This is a genomic window from Micromonospora sp. L32 (genome assembly GCF_052068055.1).
GTDB classification, from domain to species: Bacteria; Actinomycetota; Actinomycetes; order Mycobacteriales; family Micromonosporaceae; genus Micromonospora; species Micromonospora purpureochromogenes.
In genome coordinates this window covers 202,382-223,383 of the sequence record NZ_JBQHDD010000008.1, presented here as the reverse complement: position 1 = coordinate 223,383, position 21,002 = coordinate 202,382, and the positions used below count along the sequence as shown (strand labels likewise).

The window sequence follows — 21,002 nt, the reverse complement described above, 5'->3', positions numbered from 1 at the left end:
GGCGGGTGGTCAGCCCTTCTCCGCGCCGGCGGTGAGACCCTCGGTGAGCAGCCGCTCACTGGCGAAGAAGAGGATCACGATGGGCAGGGTGAGGATCACCGACCCGGCCATCAGCACGGTCTTGGGCACCTCGACGCCGTCGGCGAGCAGGGAGAGCCCCAGCGACACCGTCCACCGGTCGGGCTTGTCGACCAGGAAGAGCAGCGCGAAGAGGAACTCGTTCCAGGCGATCATGAAGTCGTAGAGCGCGACCGCCATGATCGACGGGGCGGCCAGGGGCAGGCTGATCCGGCGGATGATGCCGAGTCGGCCGGCCCCGTCGATTGCCGCGGACTCCTCCAGGCTGATCGGGATGGTCTCGAAGTAGTTCTTCAACATGTAGACCGAGACCGGCAGGGTCTGCGAGATGTAGACCAGCACCAGGCCGAACAGGGACCCGCGCAGCCCGGCCCGGGTGAAGACCACGAAGAGCGGGATGGCGATGACGATCGACGGGAACAGGTAGACGGCCAGGAACAGGACATTGACCTGCCGACGGCCGAAGAACCGCAACCGGGAGACGGCGTACGCGCCGGGGATCGCCACCAGCAGCGTCAGCAGCGTCGCGGCCAGGGCGACCAGGCCGCTGTTGCGGATGAAGGTGAGGAAACCCTGGCCGCCGTCCTCGGCGGCCTTCAACACCTCGGTGTACGTCGCCACGGTGAGCTCGCCCAGCGGCACCCACAGCGAGCCGGGGTCGAGCAGCAGCCGTTCGATGGGGCGTACCGAGAGCACCAGCATGTACCAGAACGGCAGCAGGGTGACCAGCAGGAACGCGGTGACCACCAGCCGGCGCAGCCAGCGCAGCGAGACGGTCTCGATCCGGTCGCGGTCCATCACGCCTCCCTGCGTCCGGCGAAGAAGCGCAGGTAGATCGCGACGAAGACGATCAGCACCACGGCCAGCACGACGGCCTGCGCCGCCGCCGCTCCGATGTCGGTCCGCGCGGTGAGGAACTGGTAGACCCGGACGCTGACCACCTCGGTGCCGGCGGAGCCGCCGGTGAGCAGGTAGACGTCGTCGAACTTGTTGAACGTCATGATGAACCGCAGCACGCCCAGCAGGGCGATCACCGGCATCAGCTGGGGCAGCAGGATGTGCCGGAACCGCTGGGTCGGGGTGGCGCCGTCCACCCGGGCGGCCTCCTCCAGCTCGCCGGGGACGGCCTGGAGCCGGGCCAGCAGGAACAGGAACGCGAACGGGAAGTAGCGCCACGCCTCGAACGCGATCACCGTGGCGAGGGCGGTCGAGTCCTGGGACAGGAAGGGGATCGGGGCGTCCCAGCCGAGGAAGCGCTGCCCCCAGTCGTTGACGATGCCGAGCTGGGGGTCGAGCATCACCTGCCAGACGAAGGCCACCGCGACCACCGGCGCCACGTACGGCAGCAGCATCGAGGCCCGGACCAGCGTCCGGCCCCGGAACGGCCGGCGGACCACCAGCGCGGCGACCAGGCCGAGCGCGATCGACCCGGCGGTGCCGCCGAGGCTGTAAAGCACCGTGGTCCACAGCGTGTCGGCGAAGCCCGGCGTATTCAGCACCCGGTCGAAGTTGCTCAGCGTCAGCTCACCGAAGAGCCCGGTCTTGCGCAGGGTGGCCAGGCGTACCCGCTGGAAGGCCAGCACCACCGTCCAGACGATCGGGATGCCGATCACCGCGACCACGACGAGCAGGGTCGGCGCAACCAGTGCGAGCCCGGCGCGCGACTCCCGGCGACGCAGCGTGAGCGGGCGTCGGCGGCCGGGGCCGGGCCGCTCCCGGGTGGGGGAGCGGCCGGCCTCCGGCGGAGCCGTCGTCAATTGACGCCCGCCTTGATCGCCTCCACGTCCTTCTTCGCCCGGGCGGCCGCCGCGCCGGCGTCGCTCTTGCCGCCGACGACGTCCGCGAGGGCCTTGGGTACGGGCAGTTCGCCCAGGATCGCGCCGACCAGCTTGCCCTGGCCCTGGGTCAGGCCCCAGCGCTGGAAGGTGTCCGGGCTCGTGCGCAGGCCGGTCAGCACCTCGGCGCCGTACACCTCGGAGAGTGGCTTCTTCGCGTCCACCCCGGCCTGGCTGGTGTTCCAGGCGGTGAGGAATTTCTCCTTGTCGTCGGCGGTGCCCTTGCGGACCGGGAAGCGCCCCTCCGGGGACATGCCGAACCAGCGCGGGTAGCCGTCGGAGAGCAGGTACTCCACGAAGGACTTCGCCGGGTCGGCGGCGGCCTCGTTCAGCACCGCCCAGGAGCTGATCTCGCCGTACTGGGCCGGCTCCGCGCCGTTCGGTCCCTTGATGGCGGTGACGAAGCCGCTGTTCTTCGCCAGCCAGCTCGGATCCTTCGCGCACTGGGGACAGGTCGGCTTGGCGTCGTTGCGCAGCCCGGCAAGCTCATCGAGGATGAACGGCGACCAGATCAGCATGGCGGCCTTGCCGGCGAAGTAGGTGGCCCGGGTGGTGTCCACGTCCTGCGCGCCCTTCACGGAGTGGTTGCGCATCAGGTCGCCGTAGAAGCGGAACGCCTCGACGCATTCGGGGGAGTCCAGCTTGACCGCGCCGGAGTCGTCGGTGAGCTGACAGTTGTTGGCCAGGGCCAGGTGCTCGAAGGTCTGCTGGGTGAAGACGTCGCCCGGGGCGGTGGCCGCTGTGATGCCGGCGACCCCGCCGGTGTTCAGCTTCGCCGCCGCGGCGGTGATCTTCTCGTACGTGTCGGGGGCGGGCAGGCCGGCGGCGTCGAAGAGGTCCTTGCGGTAGACCAGCAACTGCCCCCACCCGTCGCTGGGTACCGAGAGCTGCTTCCCGTCGTCGGAGGTCAGTTCCAGGGCCCGTGGCGAGAAGGTGTCCCGCCCCAGCTTGTCGACGATCTCCTTGTTGGCGTCGGGATGCAGCAGCTCGTTGCCGGCGAGGGTGCGGATGCCGGCGAGCGACACCGACCCGACGACGTCGGGCAGCTCCCCGGCGGCGGCGCTGGAGGCGATGAGAGAGGGGAACTGGTCCTCGTTGACGGTGACCAGATTGACCTTCACGCCGGTCTTGGCGGTGTAGTCGGCGATGATCGCCTTGGTGGCGGTGACCCGGTCGGCCACGTCCTCGAGGCTCCAGACGGTTATTTCGGAACTGTCGCTTTTAGACTCGTCGTCGCTGCAGGCCAGCAGGCTCGCCCCGGTTACTGCGAGGATCAGGGTGGCGGCCAGCATCCGCATCGGAGGGGATGACATCTGTGGCACTCCTCTCGAAGGGTACATGAGGGATTCAACGTGCTGGATTGATCAATCACAAGACATATAGCGATTTTTTGTTAAGATTGAGCCCGGTACGTCCCGGGAGTGGCACCATGGGCAACTGGGTTGTCTCGCTGGCCGGGCCGCGGCGCGTGAGCCTCGAGCCCTGCCCCACCGATCCGCTCGGCCCGGGCCAGGTCCGGGTCCGCACCTGCTATTCGGGCATCTCCGCCGGCACCGAGCTCACCCTGTTCCGGGGGAGCAATCCCCGGCTCAGCAAGGACTGGGACGACGCCAGCCGGATGTTCGTCCCCCGGCAGACCCCCGTGCCGTACCCGCTGGTCGGCTTCGGCTACGAGGAGGTCGGCGAGATCGTCGAGGTCGCCGACGACGTGGCCGACCGACATCCGGGCCAGCTCGTCTGGGGCATCTGGGGGCACCGGGCCGAGGCCGTCCTGCCGGCCGGCGCGGTCAACCCGCTCGCCCCCGGGCTCAACCCGCTCGCCGCCGTCTTCGCCCGCCCCGGCGCCATCGCGCTGACGGCCGTCCTCGCCGGGGACCTGCACCTCGGCGACTGGGTCGGGATCTTCGGGCAGGGCGTCATCGGGCTGCTCGCCACCCGGCTGGCCAGCCTTTCCGGGGCCCGGGTGGTCGCCGTCGACCGGGTGCCCGCCCGGCTGGAACGGGCCGCCCGCCTCGGGGCCCGGCGCACCGTCGACGCCGGTGTCGACTCCGCCGCCGCGGTGCTGCGCGAGGCCACCGCCGGCCGGGGCGCGGACGTCTGCCTGGAGCTGTCCGGGGCGTACCCGGCGCTGCACGAGGCGATCCGCGCCACCACCCACGCCGGCCGCGTGGTGGCCGGCGGCTTCTACCAGGGCCAGGCCGACGGGCTGGGCCTCGGCGAGGAGTTCCACCACAACCGGATCCAGCTGGTGGCGGCCCAGGTCTCCGGGCCCGCCCCGGCGCCCGGCCTGGCCGGCCGGTGGTCCGGTACCCGCATCGCCCACACCTTCATGGACCTGGTGGCCGAGGGCAGCGTCGACCCGCTGCCGCTGGTGAGCCACGTCGTGGACGCCCGCGCGGTGGCCGACGCGCTCGCGTTGCTCGACCGCGGTGCCGGTGACGTCCTACAAGTCGTGCTGGAGTTCTGATGTCCATCCCGCTCGCCTGCCAGGAGCAACTGCTCCCGGGCACCAACCTGCCCCAGAAGTTCGCTCTCGCCACCGCCCTCGGCTACCAGGGCATCGAGCTGCGCGGCCGGGGCGACCTCGCCCTCGCCCGCCGGCTGCCGGAGCTGCGCCGGGCCCGCGCCGAGGGGGTGGTCATGCCCACCGTCTGCGTGGAGATGGACCACTTCATCGGCGACTTCGACCCGGCGCGCTCCCGCGACGCGGTCGCCAACCTGCGCTCCCAGCTCACCGTGATCGCCGAACTCGGCGGGATCGGCGCGATGACCCCCGCCGCCTGGGGGATGTTCTCCCGCCGGCTGCCCCCGTTCGAACCGCCCCGCCCGCCCGGCGGCGACCGGCAGGTGCTCGTCGACGCCCTGGGCGACCTCGGCGAGCACGCCCGCGCCGAGGGCGTCACCCTCTTCCTCGAACCGCTCAACCGGTACGAGGACCACATGGTCAACCGGCTGGACGAGGCGGTCGCGCTCTGCGCCGCCGTCGGCCTGCCCTCGGTGCGGGTGGTCGCCGACACCTTCCACATGAACATCGAGGAGGACGACGTGCACGCCGCCCTGCGCGCCGCCGCGCCGTACCTGGGGCACGTGCAGGTCAGCGACTCCAACCGGTTCCAGCCCGGCGCCGGGCACCTGGACTGGCCGGCGCTGCTGCGCACGCTGCGCGACATCGGCTACCCGGGCTGGCTGGCGTTGGAGTGCCGGCTGCGCGGCGACCCGGTCCGGGCACTGCAACAGGCGGCGACCGTGCTCCGGCACGCCCAGCCCCGGCAGGCGGCGGCGTGAGCACCGGCGCTGCCGGCCCGTCCGGCCTCGGCGCGCCCCCCGCCGACGACCCGGACGGCGGCCCCGCCCCGAGGGCCGGCGCGCCGGCCCGGCCGGCGCCCGCCGGGCACCTCGCCGACCTGCGCCGGCTGGCCATCGCCACCCTCGACGCCAACTGGGAGCACGACCACACGGTGCCCTCGCGCACCCTCTACCCGCACCAGTGGAGCTGGGACTCGGCGTTCATCGCGATCGGGCTGGCCCACGTCCGCCCCGACCGGGCCTGGCGGGAGCTGCGCACGCTGTTCGCCGCCCAGTGGGCCGACGGGCGGGTGCCGCACATCGTCTTCAACCCGGCGCTGCGGGTCGGCTCGTACTTCCCCGGGCCGGAGTTCTGGGGCTCCGCCGCCGCCGAGGGCGCTCCGGCCGCCGCCACCTCCGGCATCGTCCAGCCGCCGGTGCACGCCCAGGCGGCCTGGCTGGTGCACCGCCGCGCCCCGTCCGAGGCGTCGGCCCAGGCGCTGCGCCGGCTGTACCCGAGGCTGGTCGCCCAGCAGCGTTACCTCACCGGCCGGCGGGACGTCGGCGGGGCCGGGCTGGCGGCCATCGTGCACCCCTGGGAGTCCGGCCTGGACAACAGCCCGGCCTGGGACGCGCCGATGGCGGCGGTGCCGGCCGACGCCGCCGTCATGCGGGCGTACCGTCGGCACGACACCGCGCACGCCGACGCCGCGCACCGCCCCACGGACCTGGACTACGCGCGGTACGTCGCGATCGTCGCCTCCTACCGCGACCGTCGCTACACCGACCAGGCGCTGGCCGGGTGGCATCCGTTCCTGGTGGAGTGCCCGCTGTTCAACGCGGCGCTGGGCGCGGCGGAGCACGCCCTGGCTCGGATCGCCGCCGTGGTCGGGGCCGATCCCGGCCCGCACCGCGACCGCGCGGCCCGGATCACCGAGGCCGTGGTCCGCCGGCTCTACGACCCGGCCACCGGCACCTTCCACCCACGCGACCTGCGCACCGACCGGCTGGTCCCGGCCCGTACCGTGCTGGGGCTGATGCCGCTGATCCTGCCCGACCTGCCGGGGCGCCAGGTGCGGGCGGTGCTGACCGAGGCGTGCTCGGCGCGGTTCGGCCTGGCCCCGCGCATGCCGCGTCCGCTGCCCACCCACGACCGCACCGCGGCGGACTTCGAGCCGCTGCGCTACTGGCGAGGCCCCAGTTGGATGAACACCAACTGGCTGCTCTGGCGCGGGCTGCGGGCGCACCACCGACCGGACCTGGCCGCCGGGCTGCGCGAGTCGATGCTGGCGCTGGTCGCCACCGGCGGCTGTCACGAGTACTTCCACCCGGACACCGCGGCGGGGCTCGGCTCGGCGGCGTTCAGCTGGACGGCGTCGCTGCTGCTCGACACCCTCGCCGAGGGGTGAGCGGCATCCGAACCGGCCCGTCCGGTCGGCCTCCCGGCGCGAGCCGGTCGTCAGTCCAGTCGCCGCCAGTCCGGGCCGGCCGGGGGCCCGTCCGAGGTCAGCGCCGCCAGCATCACCGACTCGACCTGCTCGGGCGTGAGGTGTTCGCGGTGGCCCGCGCCGGGGACGTAGGCGGCCCAGGAGCGTCCCTCGGCGTCCGACATCACCACGGCCACCGGATCGCGGTGGTCGCTGACCGCGGCGACCGTCCCCCAGGGGCGGTGCACGAAGACCTGCTGCCCCAGGTCGGGATCGAGCTCGCGCAACCACCGCCGGACGGTCTCCCGGTCGCCGAGCTCCACCTGTTCGCCGGCGACCCGGAACAGTCCCGTGCTGGTCAGGAGTTCCGCCACGTCTTCCGGCGGCTTCCGCCGCCGCCACCGGTCGCGCCACCAGCCCACTCGCGCCCCTCCTTCCGGGAGCACCCCGTGCGCTCCGATTGCCCCGCCGGCCTCCGCCGCCAAACCCGACATGCCGGGGGACGCCGTCTACAGTGGGTTCCCGTCGCACCGGAGGACCGCCCGTGGAACCCATCGACAAGATCGCCTGGATCCGGATCGCGCATGGCCGGATCCTCAGCACCCGCTCCCGGGGAAAGGATGTCTGGTACCTGCCCGGCGGCAAGCGCGAGCCCGGCGAGACCGACCGGGAGACGCTCACCCGCGAGATCGCCGAGGAACTGGGTGTGGTGATCGACCCGGAGACGGCCGTGCACCTCGGCACGTTCACCGCCCAGGCGCACGGCCACCCGGCGGGCACGCTGGTGCGGATGACCTGCTACACCGCCGAACACCACGGCGACCCCCGGCCGGACCACGAGATCGAGGAGGTCGCCTGGCTCGGGTACGCCGACCGGGACCGGGTCTCCCCGGTCGACCGGATCATCTTCGACGACCTGCGCCGGCGGGCCCTGCTGGCCTGAGCGACCTTGCGGGTGCCGCGCCACGAGTTCGCCCCCGAGGCGGGCGGTTTCCCGCTCGTCCCGGGGGGCGCGAGCCGCGCCGGAACCGGTCGGGTGAGGCGGCCGTTTGCGGCCGGCCGGGACGGGTAACCGCGGTCGGATTCCCGACCCGGCGGGACGGCCGCCGAGGGTCGGATTTCCGACGGACGACCCGGGGACTCCGGGTCGGAGGTACAGCCGATCGGCGGAACGGGAGGAGGACCGGTGCGCTTTCCCCTCTTCGTCGACGCGGTCGCCCGGCGGGCAGAGTTGCCGCCGGAGCGGGCCGCCGCGATCGCCCGTGCCGTGCTGGTGACGGTGGCCGAGCGGGTCCAGGCCGGCGAGGTCGACGACCTGAGCGCCCAGCTCCCCGACGAGCTCAGCGCATACCTGGCCGGGCCGCCGCCGGAGACCACGCCGGGCGCGGCGGAGACCTTCGGACCGGTCGAGTTCCTGCGCCGGGTGGCCGATCGGGCCGGCGTCGAGCCGGCCACCGCCCAGGTCGGGGTCCGGGCGGTCTTCGCCACCCTGCGCGAGGCGGTCACGGTCGGCGAGTTCCAGGACCTGGTGGCGCAGTTGCCGAAAAGTTTCACCAGGGACGTCGATCCAGCGCCACCGCGGCCGTACGATGAGTGACGTCGCCGCCACTGCGCACCCCGCCTGAGCTGCCATAACGGGAGCCGACCGGGCGGAAGATCCCCGGCCTACGGCCCCTTTCGCCGGAAATTTGCTCGCTGAAATTCCCTTAAGCTGAAACTCCTCTTCGCGCTAGGTGGATGATCGGCCGAATTTCCACGCCCGATCACCGAGGCGTCGTGGCCCCTTCGGGCTGACTCCGATCAATGGCCTGTTCCAGGAGTCATCGAGCCCTATTCTGGCTCCATTGTGAAGTCCTGGGGGGGATCATGATCACAATTGTCGATACCTGCGTGCCTGTCCACAGTGGAGTCGAGTCAGCTCCCTGAGATGGCACAACCAATGATCATCCAGCGTTTCGTGGACGTCGCTGCCGCCCATCCCGACCGGCCGGCGATCCTGGGCGAGACCCACGAGGTCGACTACGCCGAGCTGGCCGGCAGTGCCGGTGGCCACGCCGCCGCGCTCGCCGCCGCGGGCCTGCGCGCCGGCGACCGGGTCGCCCTGCTCACCGGGCACGGCGCGCCCACCGTCGCCGCCGTCCTCGGCGCCCTCGCCGCCGGCTGCGCGTACGTGCCGGTGGACCCGGGGTTCCCCGACGCGCGGCTGCGGCACCTGCTCGCCGCCGCCGAGGTGCGCGCCGTCGCCTGCGCCGCCGCGCACCGGGAACTGGCCGAGCGGCTGTGCGCCGACCGGCCCGGCACCCCCGTGATCGTCCTCGACGGGGTCGGGCGCGCCCCGCTGCGTCCCGTGCCGGTGCACCCGGACGCGCCGGCGTACGTGCTGTTCACCTCGGGCTCCACCGGCACGCCCAAGGCCGTCGCGCAGACCCACCGCAACCTGACGCACGTCGTGGACAACCAGATCCGCGACCTCGCCCTCGGCCCGGACGACCGGCTCAGCCTGCTCGCCTCGTTCAGCTTCGACGCCGCCATCCCCGACCTGTACCCGGCCCTGCTCACCGGCGCCGCCGTCGTCCCGGTGGACCTGCGCCGGCACGGCCTGGCCCACGCCGCCGACCAGCTGGTCCGACGCCGGGTGACCGTCTACCACTCCACCCCGACCGTCTACCGGTTCCTGCTCGACACCCTCGGCGCGCGCCGGCTCGACTCGGTGCGGGTGGTGCTGCTCGGCGGCGAGCAGGCCACCCACGCCGACGCCGCGCGCGGCCGGGACCGGTTCGCGTCGGACTGCGTCCTGGTCAACGGCTACGGCGCCACCGAGATGACCTTCGCCGCCCGGCACACGCTGCCGTTCGCCGAGGCCGACCCGACCGCCACCGGACCGCTGCCGATCGGCACCCCGTTGCCCGGGTACGAGCTGTCGCTGGACCGGGACACCGGCGAGATCGTGGTGCGCAGCCGGTACCTCGCCCCGGGCTACCTGGGGCAGGACAGCGACCGGTTCAGCCTCGGAGACGACGGCGTCACCCGGGCGTACCGCACCGGGGACCTCGGGGCGCGGCTGCCCGGCGGCGAGCTGGTCTGCCTCGGCCGGCTCGACCGGCAGGTGAAGGTGCGCGGGTTCCGGGTCGAGCTGACCGAGATCGAGGCGGTCCTCGCCGCCCAGCCCGGCGTCGCCGCCGTCCGGGCCATCGCCCGCGACGGCGAGCTGCTGGCGTACGCGACGCCCGCCGGCGGGCCCCTCGACCCGGCGGCCCTGCGCGCCGCCCTCGCCCGGCGGCTGCCCGAGTACGCCCTGCCCCGCGCGGTGGTCGCGCTCGACGCCTTCCCGCTCACCGTCACCGGCAAGGTCGACGAGCGGGCGCTGCCCGACCCGCCCCGGGACGTCCCGGCCGGGCACGGGCCGACCACCGAGACCGAGCGGGCGGTGCACGACATCTGGTGCGCGGTGCTCGGCCGCGACGCCGTCGGCCGGCAGGAGAGCTTCTTCGACGCGGGCGGCCAGTCCCTGCTCCTCGGCCAGGTGCAGCAGCGCCTCGCCGAGCGGTTCGGGGTGGCGCTGCCGATGGTGCGGCTCTTCGCGCACCCCACCGTGGCGGCGCAGGCCCGGCTGCTCGACGCGGCGGCCATCGACGACCGGCCCGGCGCACCGGCCCCCGCGCCCAGCCTGCCCGCCCCGGCCGCACCGACCGTCGCCGCCCGCGAGTACACCGGCGACGAGATCGCCGTGGTCGGGCTCGCCGGGCGGTTCCCGGGCGCGCCCGACCTGGCCACCTTCTGGTGGAACCTCTGCGCCGGGGTCGACTCGATCCACGATCACAGCGACGCCGAGCTGGCCGCCCTGGGCATCGGGCCCGGCCTACGAGCCGACCCCCGGCACGTGCGGGCCGCCGGCCGGCTCGACGGCGTCGCCGACTTCGACGCCGAGTTCTTCGCCATGGGCGAGCAGGAGGCCGCCCGCACCGACCCGCAGCACCGGCTCTTCCTGGAGACCGCGTGGGAGGCGCTTGAGGACGCCGGGCACGACCCGACCCGCTTCCCCGGGCTGGTCGGGGTCTACTCGGCCACCTCCGCCAACCGGTACTTCCTGTTCCACCTGCTGGACAACCCGGCCGTCGTGGGCGACGTGGACCCGGACGACTGGGAGGCCCGGCTGATCGGCCGGCAGTTCACCGACCACCTGCCCGGCCAGGTCGCGTACCGGCTGGGGCTGACCGGGCCGGCGGTCGCCGTGCAGAGTGCCTGCTCCAGCTCGCTGGTCGCGGTCTGCCTCGCCGCGCAGAGCCTCGCCGACTACCAGTGCGACCTCGCCCTCGCCGGCGGCGTCAACGTCACCTGGCCCCGCTACCGGCACACCCCCGGCGGCCTCGCCTCACCCGACGGCCGCTGCCGCGCCTTCGACGAGGCCGCCGACGGGGCCGGCTTCGGCTCCGGGGTCGGGGTCGTCGCGCTGCGCCGCCTCGCCGACGCCCAGGCCGACGGCGACCGGATCTACGCGGTGCTGCCCGGCTGGGCGGTCACCAACGACGGGCCCGACCGGGCCGGCTTCGCCGTCCCCGGCCCCGCCGGGCAGGCCGCCGCCGTCGCGAACGCGCTCGCCGCGGCCGACGTCGCGCCCGGCGAGGTCCGCTTCATCGAGGCCCATGGCAGCGGTACGCCGCTCGGCGACGCCATCGAGGTCGCCGCGCTGCACGAGGTGTACGGCGGCGCCGCGCCCGCCGAGTCCTGCGCGCTCGGCTCGGTCAAGACCAACATCGGCCACCTCGACGCCGGCGCCGGCGTGGCCGGGCTGATCAAGACCGTGCTCGCCGTGCAGCACGGGGTGATCCCGCCGAACCTGCACTTCACCCGGCCGCACCCGGAGATCGACCTGGCCGGCGGCCCGTTCTACGTGCCGACCAAGGCGCGCGACTGGCCGCCGGGCCCGCGCCGGGTCGCCGGGGTCAGCTCGTTCGGCCTCGGCGGCACCAACGCGCACGTGGTGGTCGAGCAGCCCCCGCCGGTCGAGCCGGTCGAGGCGCCCGAGGGTGCCGCGTACCTGCTGCCGGTCTCGGCGCGTACCCCCGGGGCGTTGCGCGCGGCGCTCACCCGGCTGCGGGCCCACCTGGCCGGCGCGACGCCGGCGCTGCCCGCGGTGGCCGCCACCCTGGCGCTGGGCCGGCGGGCCTTCGACTGCCGGGCGGCGGTGGTCGCCACCGACCCGGCCGGCGCGGTCGCCGCGCTGGACGAGCTGCTCGACGCCGACACCCGGATCGCCGGCCCGGCCGGCCGGCTGCGGGACCTCGCCGCCGACTGGGTCGCCGGCCGCGACGTCGACTGGGCCGCGCTGCACCCCGGCGAGGGCGTCCGCCGCACCGGGCTCCCCGGCTACCCCTTCCAGCGCCGGCGGTACTGGATTGACCCTGTTCAGAAAGGTGCGCGGTGAACTGGTTCGTCTCGCCCGGAAGCCGACCCCAGGCGCCGGTGCAACTGTTCTGCCTGCCCTACGCCGGGGCCGGCGCGAGCGCCTTCCGGCGCTGGCCGGAGGGGATCGGCCCGGACGTCGAGGTGCTGGCGGTGCAGCTGCCCGGACGGGAGAACCGGATCAGCGAGGACCCCCGGTTCAACGTCGGCGAGGTCGCCGACGCCATCGCCGGTCGGGCCGACCGCCCGTACGCGATCTACGGCCACTCCATGGGCGGCCGGGTCGGCTTCGAGGTGGTCCGCGAGCTGCGCCGCACCGGCCGCCCGCTGCCGCTGCGGCTCTACGTGGGTGGCGCGCGGGCGCCGCACGTCACCGCCCCGAGCCTCTTCGACGGGCTGTCCCGGGTGGACGACGACGAGCTGCTGCGCCGCCTCGGCGCCGGCGGCGGGCTCCCCGCCGAGCTGCTGGAACATCCCGAGCTGGTGCAACTGCTGCTGCCGCTGCTGCGTGCCGACTTCGGCCGGGTGGACAGCTACCGGTACGTCCCCGGCGAGCCGCTGCCGGTGCCGCTCGTCGCGTTCAGCGGCCGGCACGACCGGGCGGTCAGCCGGGAACAGAGCGCCGCCTGGGCCGCGCACACCGCCGCCGGGTTCACCCTGCACGAGATCGACGGCGGGCACTTCTTCCTCACCGACCGGCTGCCCGAGCTGCTCGCCGCGATCCGCGCCGACCTGGCCGAGGCCGTCCGCCCCCGCGCCGCCCCCGCCGCGTCTGCCGATGCCGGCTCCGGCGGCGCCGGGTCCGACGTGGTCGCGTCCGACCCTGGCGGGTCGACCGGCTCGTCCCCCGCGCACCGGGTGCCCCTGGGGGAGACCGGCTGGTCGGTGTGGCGGGACGCGGTGCTGCGCAGCACCGGCTTCCCCGCCGACGGGCTGACCCTGCTCGCCGCGCCGCACGCCGCCGCGGCCGCCGACGACCTGCTGGCCACCGGGGCCGGCGCCGACCGGTTCGACAAGGAGTTCGACGAGGCCGTCCGGGCGGCGGCGCACCGGATCAGCGAGCTGGCCGGCCAGCCGCTGCTGCGCGAGGCGGTCACCTGGCAGAACCGCGGCGCGCTCGTCGCCCTGGACGGCCTGGCCCGCGGCGGCGGCGACGCGGCCCGCAACGTGCGTCGCCGCGACCGCGAGCGGGCCCTGCTCAAGTACTGGCAGCGGTACGCGGGCAAGAACGAGACGGTCGGCTTCTTCGGGCCGAGCTGCTGGGTCACCCTCGACCCGGAGCAGCCGGAGGTGGCCCGGATCAGCCAGGGGCCGGGGCTGACCCGAAGCCGCTGGGTCTGGTTCGAGTCCTGGGCGCTGTCCGCGTACGCCGACCGGATCGGCACGGACCTGGCGGTGCGCCGCTGGTGGCCGCCGATGCTCTGCCCGCACCTGAGCGTGCGCGGACGCAGCGTGCTGCGCCCCGGCCGGCCGCCGGTGCCGCTGTCCCCGGTGGAGGCGGCGGTGCTCGCCGCCGTCGACGGCCGCCGGCCGGCGTGCCACCTGGTGGCCGACCCGGCGCTCGGGCTGCGCCGACCGGAGGACGGCTACGCACTGCTGGACCGGCTGGTGGCCCGGGAGCTGATCACCTGGGACGCCGCCCTGCCGGTCAGCCCGGACGCCGAGCAGGTGCTCACCGCCCGCATCGACGGGATCGGCGACGAGCCGGCTCGGGCCGCCGCGCGGACCGGCTGGGACCGGCTGCGCGCGGCCCGCGACGAGGTCGCCGCCGCGGCCGGCGACCCGGACCGGCTCCGGGTCGCACTCGACGACCTCGACGCCACCTTCACCGCGCTGACCGGGGCCGCGTCCCGGCGACGGGAGGGCCAGATGTACGCCGGGCGGACCATCTGCTACGAGGACACCAGCCGCGACCTCGACGTCGTCTTCGGCGCGCCGCTGCTGGCCGACCTCGCCGCCCCGCTCGACGTGCTGCTGCGCGCCGCCCGCTGGATGGTCAACGCCCTGACCGAGGCGTACGGGGCGGTGTTCCGGGGGCTCTACGAGGAGCTGCGCGCCGAGGCGGGGGACAACCCGGTCGCCCTGTCCGACCTCTGGTTCCTGGTCCAGGGCCTGTTCTGGGGCGGGGGCGAGCGCCCGGTCGACACCGTGGCCGCCGAGTTCGCGGCGCGCTGGGCCGGGCTGTTCGCGCTGGACACACTGCCCGCCGGCACCGACGAGGTCCGGCTGCGGGTCGCCGACCTCGCCGAGCGGATCGACGAGGTCTTCCCCGGGTCCCGGCCGTCCTGGTCCAACGGGGTCGTACACAGCCCCGACCTGCAGATCTGCGCCTCCGACGCCGATGCGCTGCGCCGGGGTGAATTCACCGTCGTCCTCGGCGAGCTGCACGCGGCCTGGTCGTCGTTCGACTGCGCGGTGTTCACCCCGTCGCACCCGGACGTGGAGCGGCTGCGCGCGGCGCTCGCCGAGGACCTGGGCGAGCGGCGGATCCGGCTGCTCTTCCCGAGCGAGTGGCCCCGGCGGACCAGCCGTACCGCCGAGTCGCTGACCGGTCCGACCGACCGGCACCTGGCGTTCCAGCCGGCCCCGGGCGCGGACCCGGCCCGGGTGCTGCCCACGGTGGACCTCACGGTGACCGACGAGAACGGCCGGCTGGTCGCCACCGCCCGCGACGGCCAGCGATGGCCGCTCACCGAGGTCTTCGCCGAGCTGCTCAGCGCGCATGCCGTCGACGGGTTCAAGCTGGTCGCGGCCGCGCCCTACACCCCCCGGATCACCCTGGACAACATGGTGGTGGCCCGGCAGACCTGGCGGACCACGGTCGGGGAGAGCGGGCTCGCCGCGGTGACCGGAGAGCGCGACCGCTACCTCGCGGCACGGGCCTGGCGACGGCGGCTGGGCCTGCCGGAGCAGGTCTACGTCAAGCTCGGGACCGAGGTCAAGCCCTGCTTCGTGGACCTGAGCAGCCCCGCCTTCGTGACCATGTTCTGCGCCATGGTCCGGGCCGCCCGCATCGACGGTGGCGACGAGGTTTCCCTGCTGGTCAGCGAGATGCTGCCCACCCCCGACCAGGCGTGGGTGCCGGACGGCACCGGCCGCCCGTGCTTCAGCGAGCTGCGGCTGCAGATCGTGGACGCCCCCGAGAGCGAGGATCGTCGATGAGCCATCTGCTGCCGCTGGGCGACACCGGCTGGTCGGTGTGGCGGGACGTGGTCCTGCGCAGCGCCGGTTTCCCCGCCGACGGGTTGGACCGGTTCGCGGCGCCCGACGCGGCCGCCGCCGCGGACGGGCTGCTCGCCGGGGAGGTCGCCCCGGAGATCGTCGACAAGGCGCTGCGCGAGGCGTTCGCCGACTCCTCGGCGGTGGCCGGCGAACTGGCCGCCGACCCGCTGCTGCGCGAGGCGGTCACCTGGCAGAACCCGGACATGCTGATCGCGCTGGACGGCCTGTTGCGCACCGACCCGGCGGTCCGCAACGTGCGCCGCCGCAAGCGTGAGCTGAGCCTGCTGCGCTACTGGCAGCGCTACTGCGGCAAGGCCGAGACGATCGGCTTCTTCGGCCCGGTCTGCTGGGGCACCTTCGACCCGGACGACCCGCGTACCCGGCTGGCGCCCGGACCCGGGCTGGTCACCCGCCGGCACGTCGGGTTCGAGGCCTGGGCGCTGATCGCGTACGCCGACCGGCTCGCCGACGACCTGGCGGTACGCCGCTGGTGGGCCCCGGCGCTGCAACCGCACCTGACCGTCCAGGGCCGGCAACTGCGCTGGCCGCTGCACCCGCCGATCCCGCTGTCGGCGGTGGAGGCCCGGCTGCTGGCGTCCTGCGACGGGCGCACCGCCGCCGTCGAGCTGGCCGAGCGGGCCCGCGCCGACGGCGACGTCCGCACCGTCGACGACGCGTACCTGCTGCTGGACCGGTTCGTCGAACGCGGCCAGCTGACCTGGGACGCGAACCTGCCGAACAGCCCGGCCGCGGAACGGGTGCTCGGCGAGCGGATCGCGGCGATCGGCGAGGAGGCCGTGCGGGCGGCGGTGGCCGCCGACTTCGACCGGCTCCGCGCCGCCCGGGACGCGGTCGCGGCCGCCGCCGGCGACCCGGACCGGCTGGGCGCCGCGCTGGCCGCGCTCAACACCCGGTTCACCGCGGTCACCGGCCGCCCCGCCACCCGGCAGAGCGGCCAAATGTACGCCGGGCGCACCGTCTGCTACGAGGAGACCGCCCGCGACCTCGACGTCACCGTCGGCGCCACGGTGCTGGACGCGCTGGCCGCCCCGCTCGCCGTCATCCTCCAGGCGGCCCGCTGGCTCACCGCCGAGATCGGTGCCGGCTGCGAGGCGATCCTCGCCGACCTGCACGACGAGCTCGCCGCCGACGGTCCGGTCCGGCTGGCCGACATCTGGTCGCTGGCCCAGGGGATGCTGATCGCCCCGGACGGACCCGTCGCCCGCGCCGGGGCGGACTTCACCGAGCGGTGGGCCGAGCTGTTCGGGCTGCGGCACCTGCCGGCCGGCACCGTCGAGCTGCGGCTGCGCGCCGAGGACCTGGCCGGCCCGGTCCGCGCGCTCTTCGCCGCCGAACGGCCCGGCTGGCCGTCCGCCCGGATCCACAACCCCGACCTGCAGGTCAGCGCCGCCTCCGCCGAGGCGATCGACCGGGGTGAGTTCCTGCTCGTCCTCGGCGAGCTGCACCCGGCCACCGTCGCCTACGACAGCGCGGTGCTCACCCCGTTCCACCCCGACCCGGCGGCGCTGCGGGCGGCGCTCGACGCCGACCTCGGACCGGCCCGGATCCGGGTGCTCTACCCGGAGAGCTGGCCCCGGCTGACCACCCGCACCACATACGCCCTCACCGGCCCGGCGGACCGCCAGCTCGGCATCGACACCGCGCGCGGCGGCGATGTCGACCGGCTGGTCCCGGCCACCGCCGTCACCGTGGTCCGCGACGGCGACGGGCTGATCGCGGTATTCCCGGACGGGTCCCGCTGGCCGGTGATGGAGATCTTCGCCCACCTGCTCGGCTCGCTGCTGTTGGACGCCTTCAAGCTGCTGGACCCGGCCCCGCACACGCCCAGGATCACCATCGACCGGCTGGTGGTGGCCCGGCGCACCTGGCGGACCACCGTGGCCGGCAGCGGGCTGGCCGGGCACGGCGACGAGACCGCGCGCTACCTCGCGGCGCGCCGCTTCCGGGCGGCCCTCGGCCTGCCGGAGCGCGTCTTCGTCAAGGTCGGCACCGAGGTCAAGCCCTGCTACGTCGACCTGACCGGCCCGCTGTACGCCCAGTCGCTGTGCGCCATGGCCGACGCCGCCGCGAAGACCGGCCCGGACGTGGCGGTGGTGGTCACCGAGCTGCTGCCCACGCCGGCGGACGCCTGGGTGCCCGACGCCGCCGGGCGCGGACACGTCAGCGAGCTGCGCCTGCAGATCACCGATCCAGCCACCTACCGGGGAGAGCACGGGTGACCGACATCCTGTCCATCAGCGCCGTCGCCGGGCCGCAGCTGCCCTGGCCGGACGGGACGCTGGCCGACCTGATCGCCGCCCGGGCCGCGCGCTGTCCCGACGCGGTCGCGGTCCGCCAGTGGGACGACCGGCTCACCTATCGGGAGCTGGTCGGCCGGGCGGCCGGGGTGGCCGCCGCGCTGCGGGCCCACGGCGTGGGCCGGCAGACCCGGGTCGGGGTCTGCGGGCGGCGCCGGCCCCGGCTGGTCGTGGACGTGCTCGGGGTGCTCCTCGCCGGCGGCTGCTACGTGCCGCTGGAGCCGGACGGCCCCCGCGAGCGGCAGCGCGAGGTCGTCGCCGACGCCGGGGTGTCGCTGCTGGTGGGCGATGCGGCGGCCGAACTGGCCGACCTGTCGGGCGTCGAGGTGGTCGAGTCGGCCGGCCCGGCCCCGCTGGCGCCCTGCCCGGCCCGGCCCGGCGACCCGGCGTACGTGCTGTTCACCTCCGGCTCCACCGGCCGCCCCAAGGGGGTGCTGACCACCCACCGCAACGTGGTCGAGTTCGTCACCGGGTGCGCCACGATCAGCGGCGCCGACGCCGGGGTGCGCAGCCTCGGCATCGCCTCGCTCGGATTCGACGCGGCCACCATGGACCTCTTCCTGCCGCTGCTGCTCGGCGGCGCGGTGCAACTGCTCGGCGCCGACGACCGGGCCGACCCGGCCCGGCTCGCCCGGTTCATCGCCGCGCACGAGGTGAACTGGGGCTTCATCACCCCGACCGTGCTGTCCATGCTGGACCCGGCCGACGTGCCGGGCTGGCGTACCGTGCTCTGCGGCGGCGAGGCCGTCCCCGCCGAGCTGGCCGCCCGCTGGGCGCCGGGGCGGCGCTTCCTCAACGGCTACGGCCCCACCGAGACCACCGTGCTCGCGGTCACCGGCGAGCTGAGCGGCGCCGAGACCGACCCGGTGCCGATCGGCTCGCCACTGCCCAACCACCGGGCGTACGTCGTCGACGCCGAGCTGCGGGCGGTGCCGCCGGGGGAGAGCGGCGAGCTGCTGATCGGTGGCCCCGGACTGGCCGACGGCTACCTCGACCGGCCGGGGCTGACCGCCGACCGGTTCGTCCCCGACCCGTTCTCCGGGCTGCCCGGCGAGCGGCTGTACCGCACCGGCGACCTGGTCCGCCAGGCGGCCGACGGGCGGATCGTCTACCTCGGACGTACCGACCGGCAGGTGAAGATCCGGGGCCAGCGCATCGAGCTGGGCGAGGTCGAGGCGGTGCTGGCCGGCGCCCCCGGCGTCGACCGGGTCGCGGTCGAGGCGGTGCCCGGGCCGGCCGGTACCGAGCTGGTCGCGGTCCTCACCCCGGCCGGCGCGCCCGGCGACGAGACGATCCGGGCCTACGCCCGGGCGCGGCTGACCGCGGCGATGCTGCCGGCCCGGCTGCTGCGCCGCGACGACCTGCCGGTCAGCCCGGTCACCGGCAAACTGGACCGGCCGGCGTTGCGCGCCCTGGCCGTGGCCGCGCTGACCGCCGGACCCACCGCCGGGGAGCCGGCCGGTGCGGCCGACCCGGTGACGGCGACGGTGACCCGGATCTGGACCCGGCTGCTCGGCGGGACCCCCGGCCCGGACACCGACTTCCTCGCCGCCGGAGGCAACTCCATCGCCGCGATGCGGCTGGTCGCCGCGCTCCGCGCCGAGCTGGGCCGGCACATCGAGATCTCCGACGTGCTCGCCGGACGCACCCTCGGCGGCCTGGTCGCCCGGCTGCGCGCCGCCGCCCCGGCCGACACCGAGCCGCTGACCACCGGCAACCCGCCCACCCTGTCCCCACCGCAGCGCCGGCTCTGGTTCGTCGACCAACTCGCCCCCTCCAGCGCCCCGTACAACATCGCCGTCGCGCACCGGCTGCGCGGCCCGCTGGACACCGCCGCGCTCGGCGCGGCGCTGCGGGCCGTCGCCGAGCGGCACGACGTGCTGCGCTGGCGGATCCCGCAGGCCGCCGGGGTGCCGTACGCGGTCTGCGCGGAACCCACCGACGTGGCCGTGCCGGTGGTCGACCTGACCGGCAGCGCCGACGCCGAGGCCGAGCTGGCCGGGATGCTCGCCGCCGGCGCGGCGCACGCCTTCGACCTGGCCACCGGGCCGCCCTGGCAGGTGACCGTCTACCGGCTCGGCACCGACGCGCACGTGCTGGCGATGACCATGCACCACGCGGTCTTCGACGGCTGGTCCGAGGCGGTCCTCTACGACGACCTCGCCGCCGCGTACGACCGGGCCGTCACCGGGGCCACCCCGACGTTGCCGCCGCCGGCCGCCACGTACGCCGACTACGCGGTGTGGCGGGCCGGGCGCGACGCCCGCCGGGGCGCGGCGGACCTGGCCTGGTGGGCCGAGCACCTGCGCGGCGTGCCCACCGTGCTGGAGCTGCCCCGCGACCGACCCCGCCCGGCGGTGCAGACCTACGCCGGCGCCGAGGCCGCGGTGCGCCTCCCGGAGCCCGCCGACCGCGCGGTCCGCGCCCTGGCCGCCCGGCGCGGCACCACGGTCGCCGCAGTGCTGCTCGCCGGCTTCGGTGAGCTGCTGCGCCGGCTCACCGGCGGCGACGACCACGTGGTCGGGGCGATCGTCGCCGACCGCCGGCTGGCCGCCTTCGACGACGTGGTGGGCTTCTTCATCGACACCGTGCCGGTGCGGCTGCGCACCGGCGGGGCCACCTTCGCCGAGCTGGTCGACCGGTGCGCCGCCGAGCTGCACGAGGTCACCGCCCACCCGGGCGCGCCGCTGGAACGCCTCGTCGAGGCTCTCGGCGTCGGCCGGGACACCTCCCGCGCCCCGCTGGTGCAGGTGCTGTTCAACGTGCTCAACTTCGCCCCGCCCCGGCTGGCGCTGACCGGGCTGACCGCCGTGCCGGTCCCGGTGCCCAAGCCCGGCTCGCCCTTCGACATCACCGTCTACGTGGTCGAGTCCGACGGCCGCGTCGGCGTCGAGGTGGTCCACAACCCGGACCTGTTCGACGCGGACCGGATCGACGCGCTCCTGGCCGACCTGGCCGAGCTGGTCGGTGCGCTCGCCGCCGACCCGCACGCGCCGGCCGACGCGGTGGCCGCCGCGCTGCCCCGGCCCACCGTGCGCACGCCCCAGCTCGGCGCGATGACCGTGGCGGCCGCCGAGGCGCCGCGCATTTCGATGCCGGCCGGTCCGGGCGGGTTGACCGACACCGAGGAGCTGATCGCCGGCATCTGGCGGGAGGTGCTCGACACCGACCGGGTCGGGGTCACCGACAACTTCTTCGACATCGGCGGGCACTCCCTCGCCCTGGCCGCGGTGCACGCCCGGCTCACCGCCGCCACCGGCCGCTCGATCACCATGCTCGACCTGTTCCGCCACCCCACCGTCCGGGCGCTCGCCGCCAGCCTCGACGGCGCCGCCGACCGGCCGGAACTCGCCCGCGCCGCGCTGCGGGCCGCCGCCCGCCGCAGCCGCACCCGCCGCAACCCACCCCGCCGCCCCGGCGGCACCGCGCAATGA

General features: G+C 75.2%; 13 protein-coding genes. 9 read left to right on the top strand and 4 right to left on the bottom strand.

Annotated features, from left to right (window positions below; translation table 11 throughout):
- Positions 1–9: 9 nt before the first annotated feature.
- From ACTMTB_RS22920 to ACTMTB_RS22910, 3 genes are read right to left on the bottom strand one after another with little or no spacing between them, the layout of a single operon-like run.
- Positions 10–876, bottom strand: coding sequence for a carbohydrate ABC transporter permease (locus tag ACTMTB_RS22920; protein WP_280837708.1), 867 nt, complete (start codon positions 874–876; stop codon positions 10–12).
- The gene (locus tag ACTMTB_RS22915) at positions 876–1,835 is read right to left on the bottom strand and encodes a carbohydrate ABC transporter permease (protein WP_441148298.1); all 960 of its coding nucleotides are present in this window, start codon (positions 1,833–1,835) and stop codon (positions 876–878) included. Before ACTMTB_RS22915 ends, ACTMTB_RS22920 begins: the two co-directional genes overlap by 1 nt.
- A complete protein-coding gene (locus ACTMTB_RS22910; RefSeq protein ID WP_441148297.1) occupies positions 1,832–3,226 on the bottom strand; it encodes an ABC transporter substrate-binding protein in 1,395 nt (464 codons plus the stop codon). Before ACTMTB_RS22910 ends, ACTMTB_RS22915 begins: the two co-directional genes overlap by 4 nt.
- 116 nt (positions 3,227–3,342) lie before the next feature.
- On the opposite strand from ACTMTB_RS22910, the gene ACTMTB_RS22905 reads away from it, so the two are divergent.
- The 3 genes from ACTMTB_RS22905 (at position 3,343) to ACTMTB_RS22895 (ending at position 6,607) form a co-directional block, all read left to right on the top strand.
- A complete protein-coding gene (locus tag ACTMTB_RS22905) occupies positions 3,343–4,380 on the top strand; it encodes a zinc-binding dehydrogenase (protein ID WP_441148296.1) in 1,038 nt (345 codons plus the stop codon).
- On the top strand, positions 4,380–5,198 hold the full coding sequence (locus ACTMTB_RS22900; RefSeq protein WP_441148295.1) for a TIM barrel protein: 819 nt from the start codon (positions 4,380–4,382) through the stop codon (positions 5,196–5,198). Before ACTMTB_RS22905 ends, ACTMTB_RS22900 begins: the two co-directional genes overlap by 1 nt.
- Positions 5,199–5,317: 119 nt before the next feature.
- Positions 5,318–6,607, top strand: coding sequence for an MGH1-like glycoside hydrolase domain-containing protein (locus ACTMTB_RS22895; RefSeq protein ID WP_441148368.1), 1,290 nt, complete (start codon positions 5,318–5,320; stop codon positions 6,605–6,607).
- A 50-nt stretch (positions 6,608–6,657) separates the two neighbouring features.
- On the opposite strand, the gene ACTMTB_RS22890 is transcribed toward ACTMTB_RS22895, so the two are convergent.
- On the bottom strand, positions 6,658–7,047 hold the full coding sequence (locus ACTMTB_RS22890) for a hypothetical protein (protein WP_441148294.1): 390 nt from the start codon (positions 7,045–7,047) through the stop codon (positions 6,658–6,660).
- Between the two features lie 122 nt (positions 7,048–7,169).
- Here ACTMTB_RS22890 and ACTMTB_RS22885 point away from each other — a divergent pair, with 122 nt between their 5' ends.
- From ACTMTB_RS22885 to ACTMTB_RS22860, 6 genes are all read left to right on the top strand, one after another.
- Positions 7,170–7,568: an NUDIX hydrolase gene (locus ACTMTB_RS22885; RefSeq protein ID WP_441148293.1), complete on the top strand. Its 399-nt coding sequence runs from the start codon at positions 7,170–7,172 to the stop codon at positions 7,566–7,568.
- Between the two features lie 243 nt (positions 7,569–7,811).
- The gene (locus ACTMTB_RS22880) at positions 7,812–8,222 is read left to right on the top strand and encodes a DUF2267 domain-containing protein (protein WP_088962485.1); all 411 of its coding nucleotides are present in this window, start codon (positions 7,812–7,814) and stop codon (positions 8,220–8,222) included.
- A gap of 330 nt (positions 8,223–8,552) precedes the next feature.
- A complete protein-coding gene (locus tag ACTMTB_RS22875; protein WP_441148292.1) occupies positions 8,553–12,050 on the top strand; it encodes an AMP-binding protein in 3,498 nt (1,165 codons plus the stop codon).
- A complete protein-coding gene (locus ACTMTB_RS22870) occupies positions 12,047–15,190 on the top strand; it encodes a thioesterase domain-containing protein (protein ID WP_441148291.1) in 3,144 nt (1,047 codons plus the stop codon). The genes ACTMTB_RS22875 and ACTMTB_RS22870 overlap by 4 nt, the downstream gene beginning before the upstream one ends.
- Positions 15,187–17,490 (top strand): lantibiotic dehydratase, encoded by a 2,304-nt coding sequence (locus ACTMTB_RS22865; RefSeq protein ID WP_441148290.1) that lies wholly within the window; start codon positions 15,187–15,189, stop codon positions 17,488–17,490. The genes ACTMTB_RS22870 and ACTMTB_RS22865 overlap by 4 nt, the downstream gene beginning before the upstream one ends.
- Positions 17,487–21,002, top strand: coding sequence for an amino acid adenylation domain-containing protein (locus ACTMTB_RS22860; protein ID WP_441148289.1), 3,516 nt, complete (start codon positions 17,487–17,489; stop codon positions 21,000–21,002). The genes ACTMTB_RS22865 and ACTMTB_RS22860 overlap by 4 nt, the downstream gene beginning before the upstream one ends.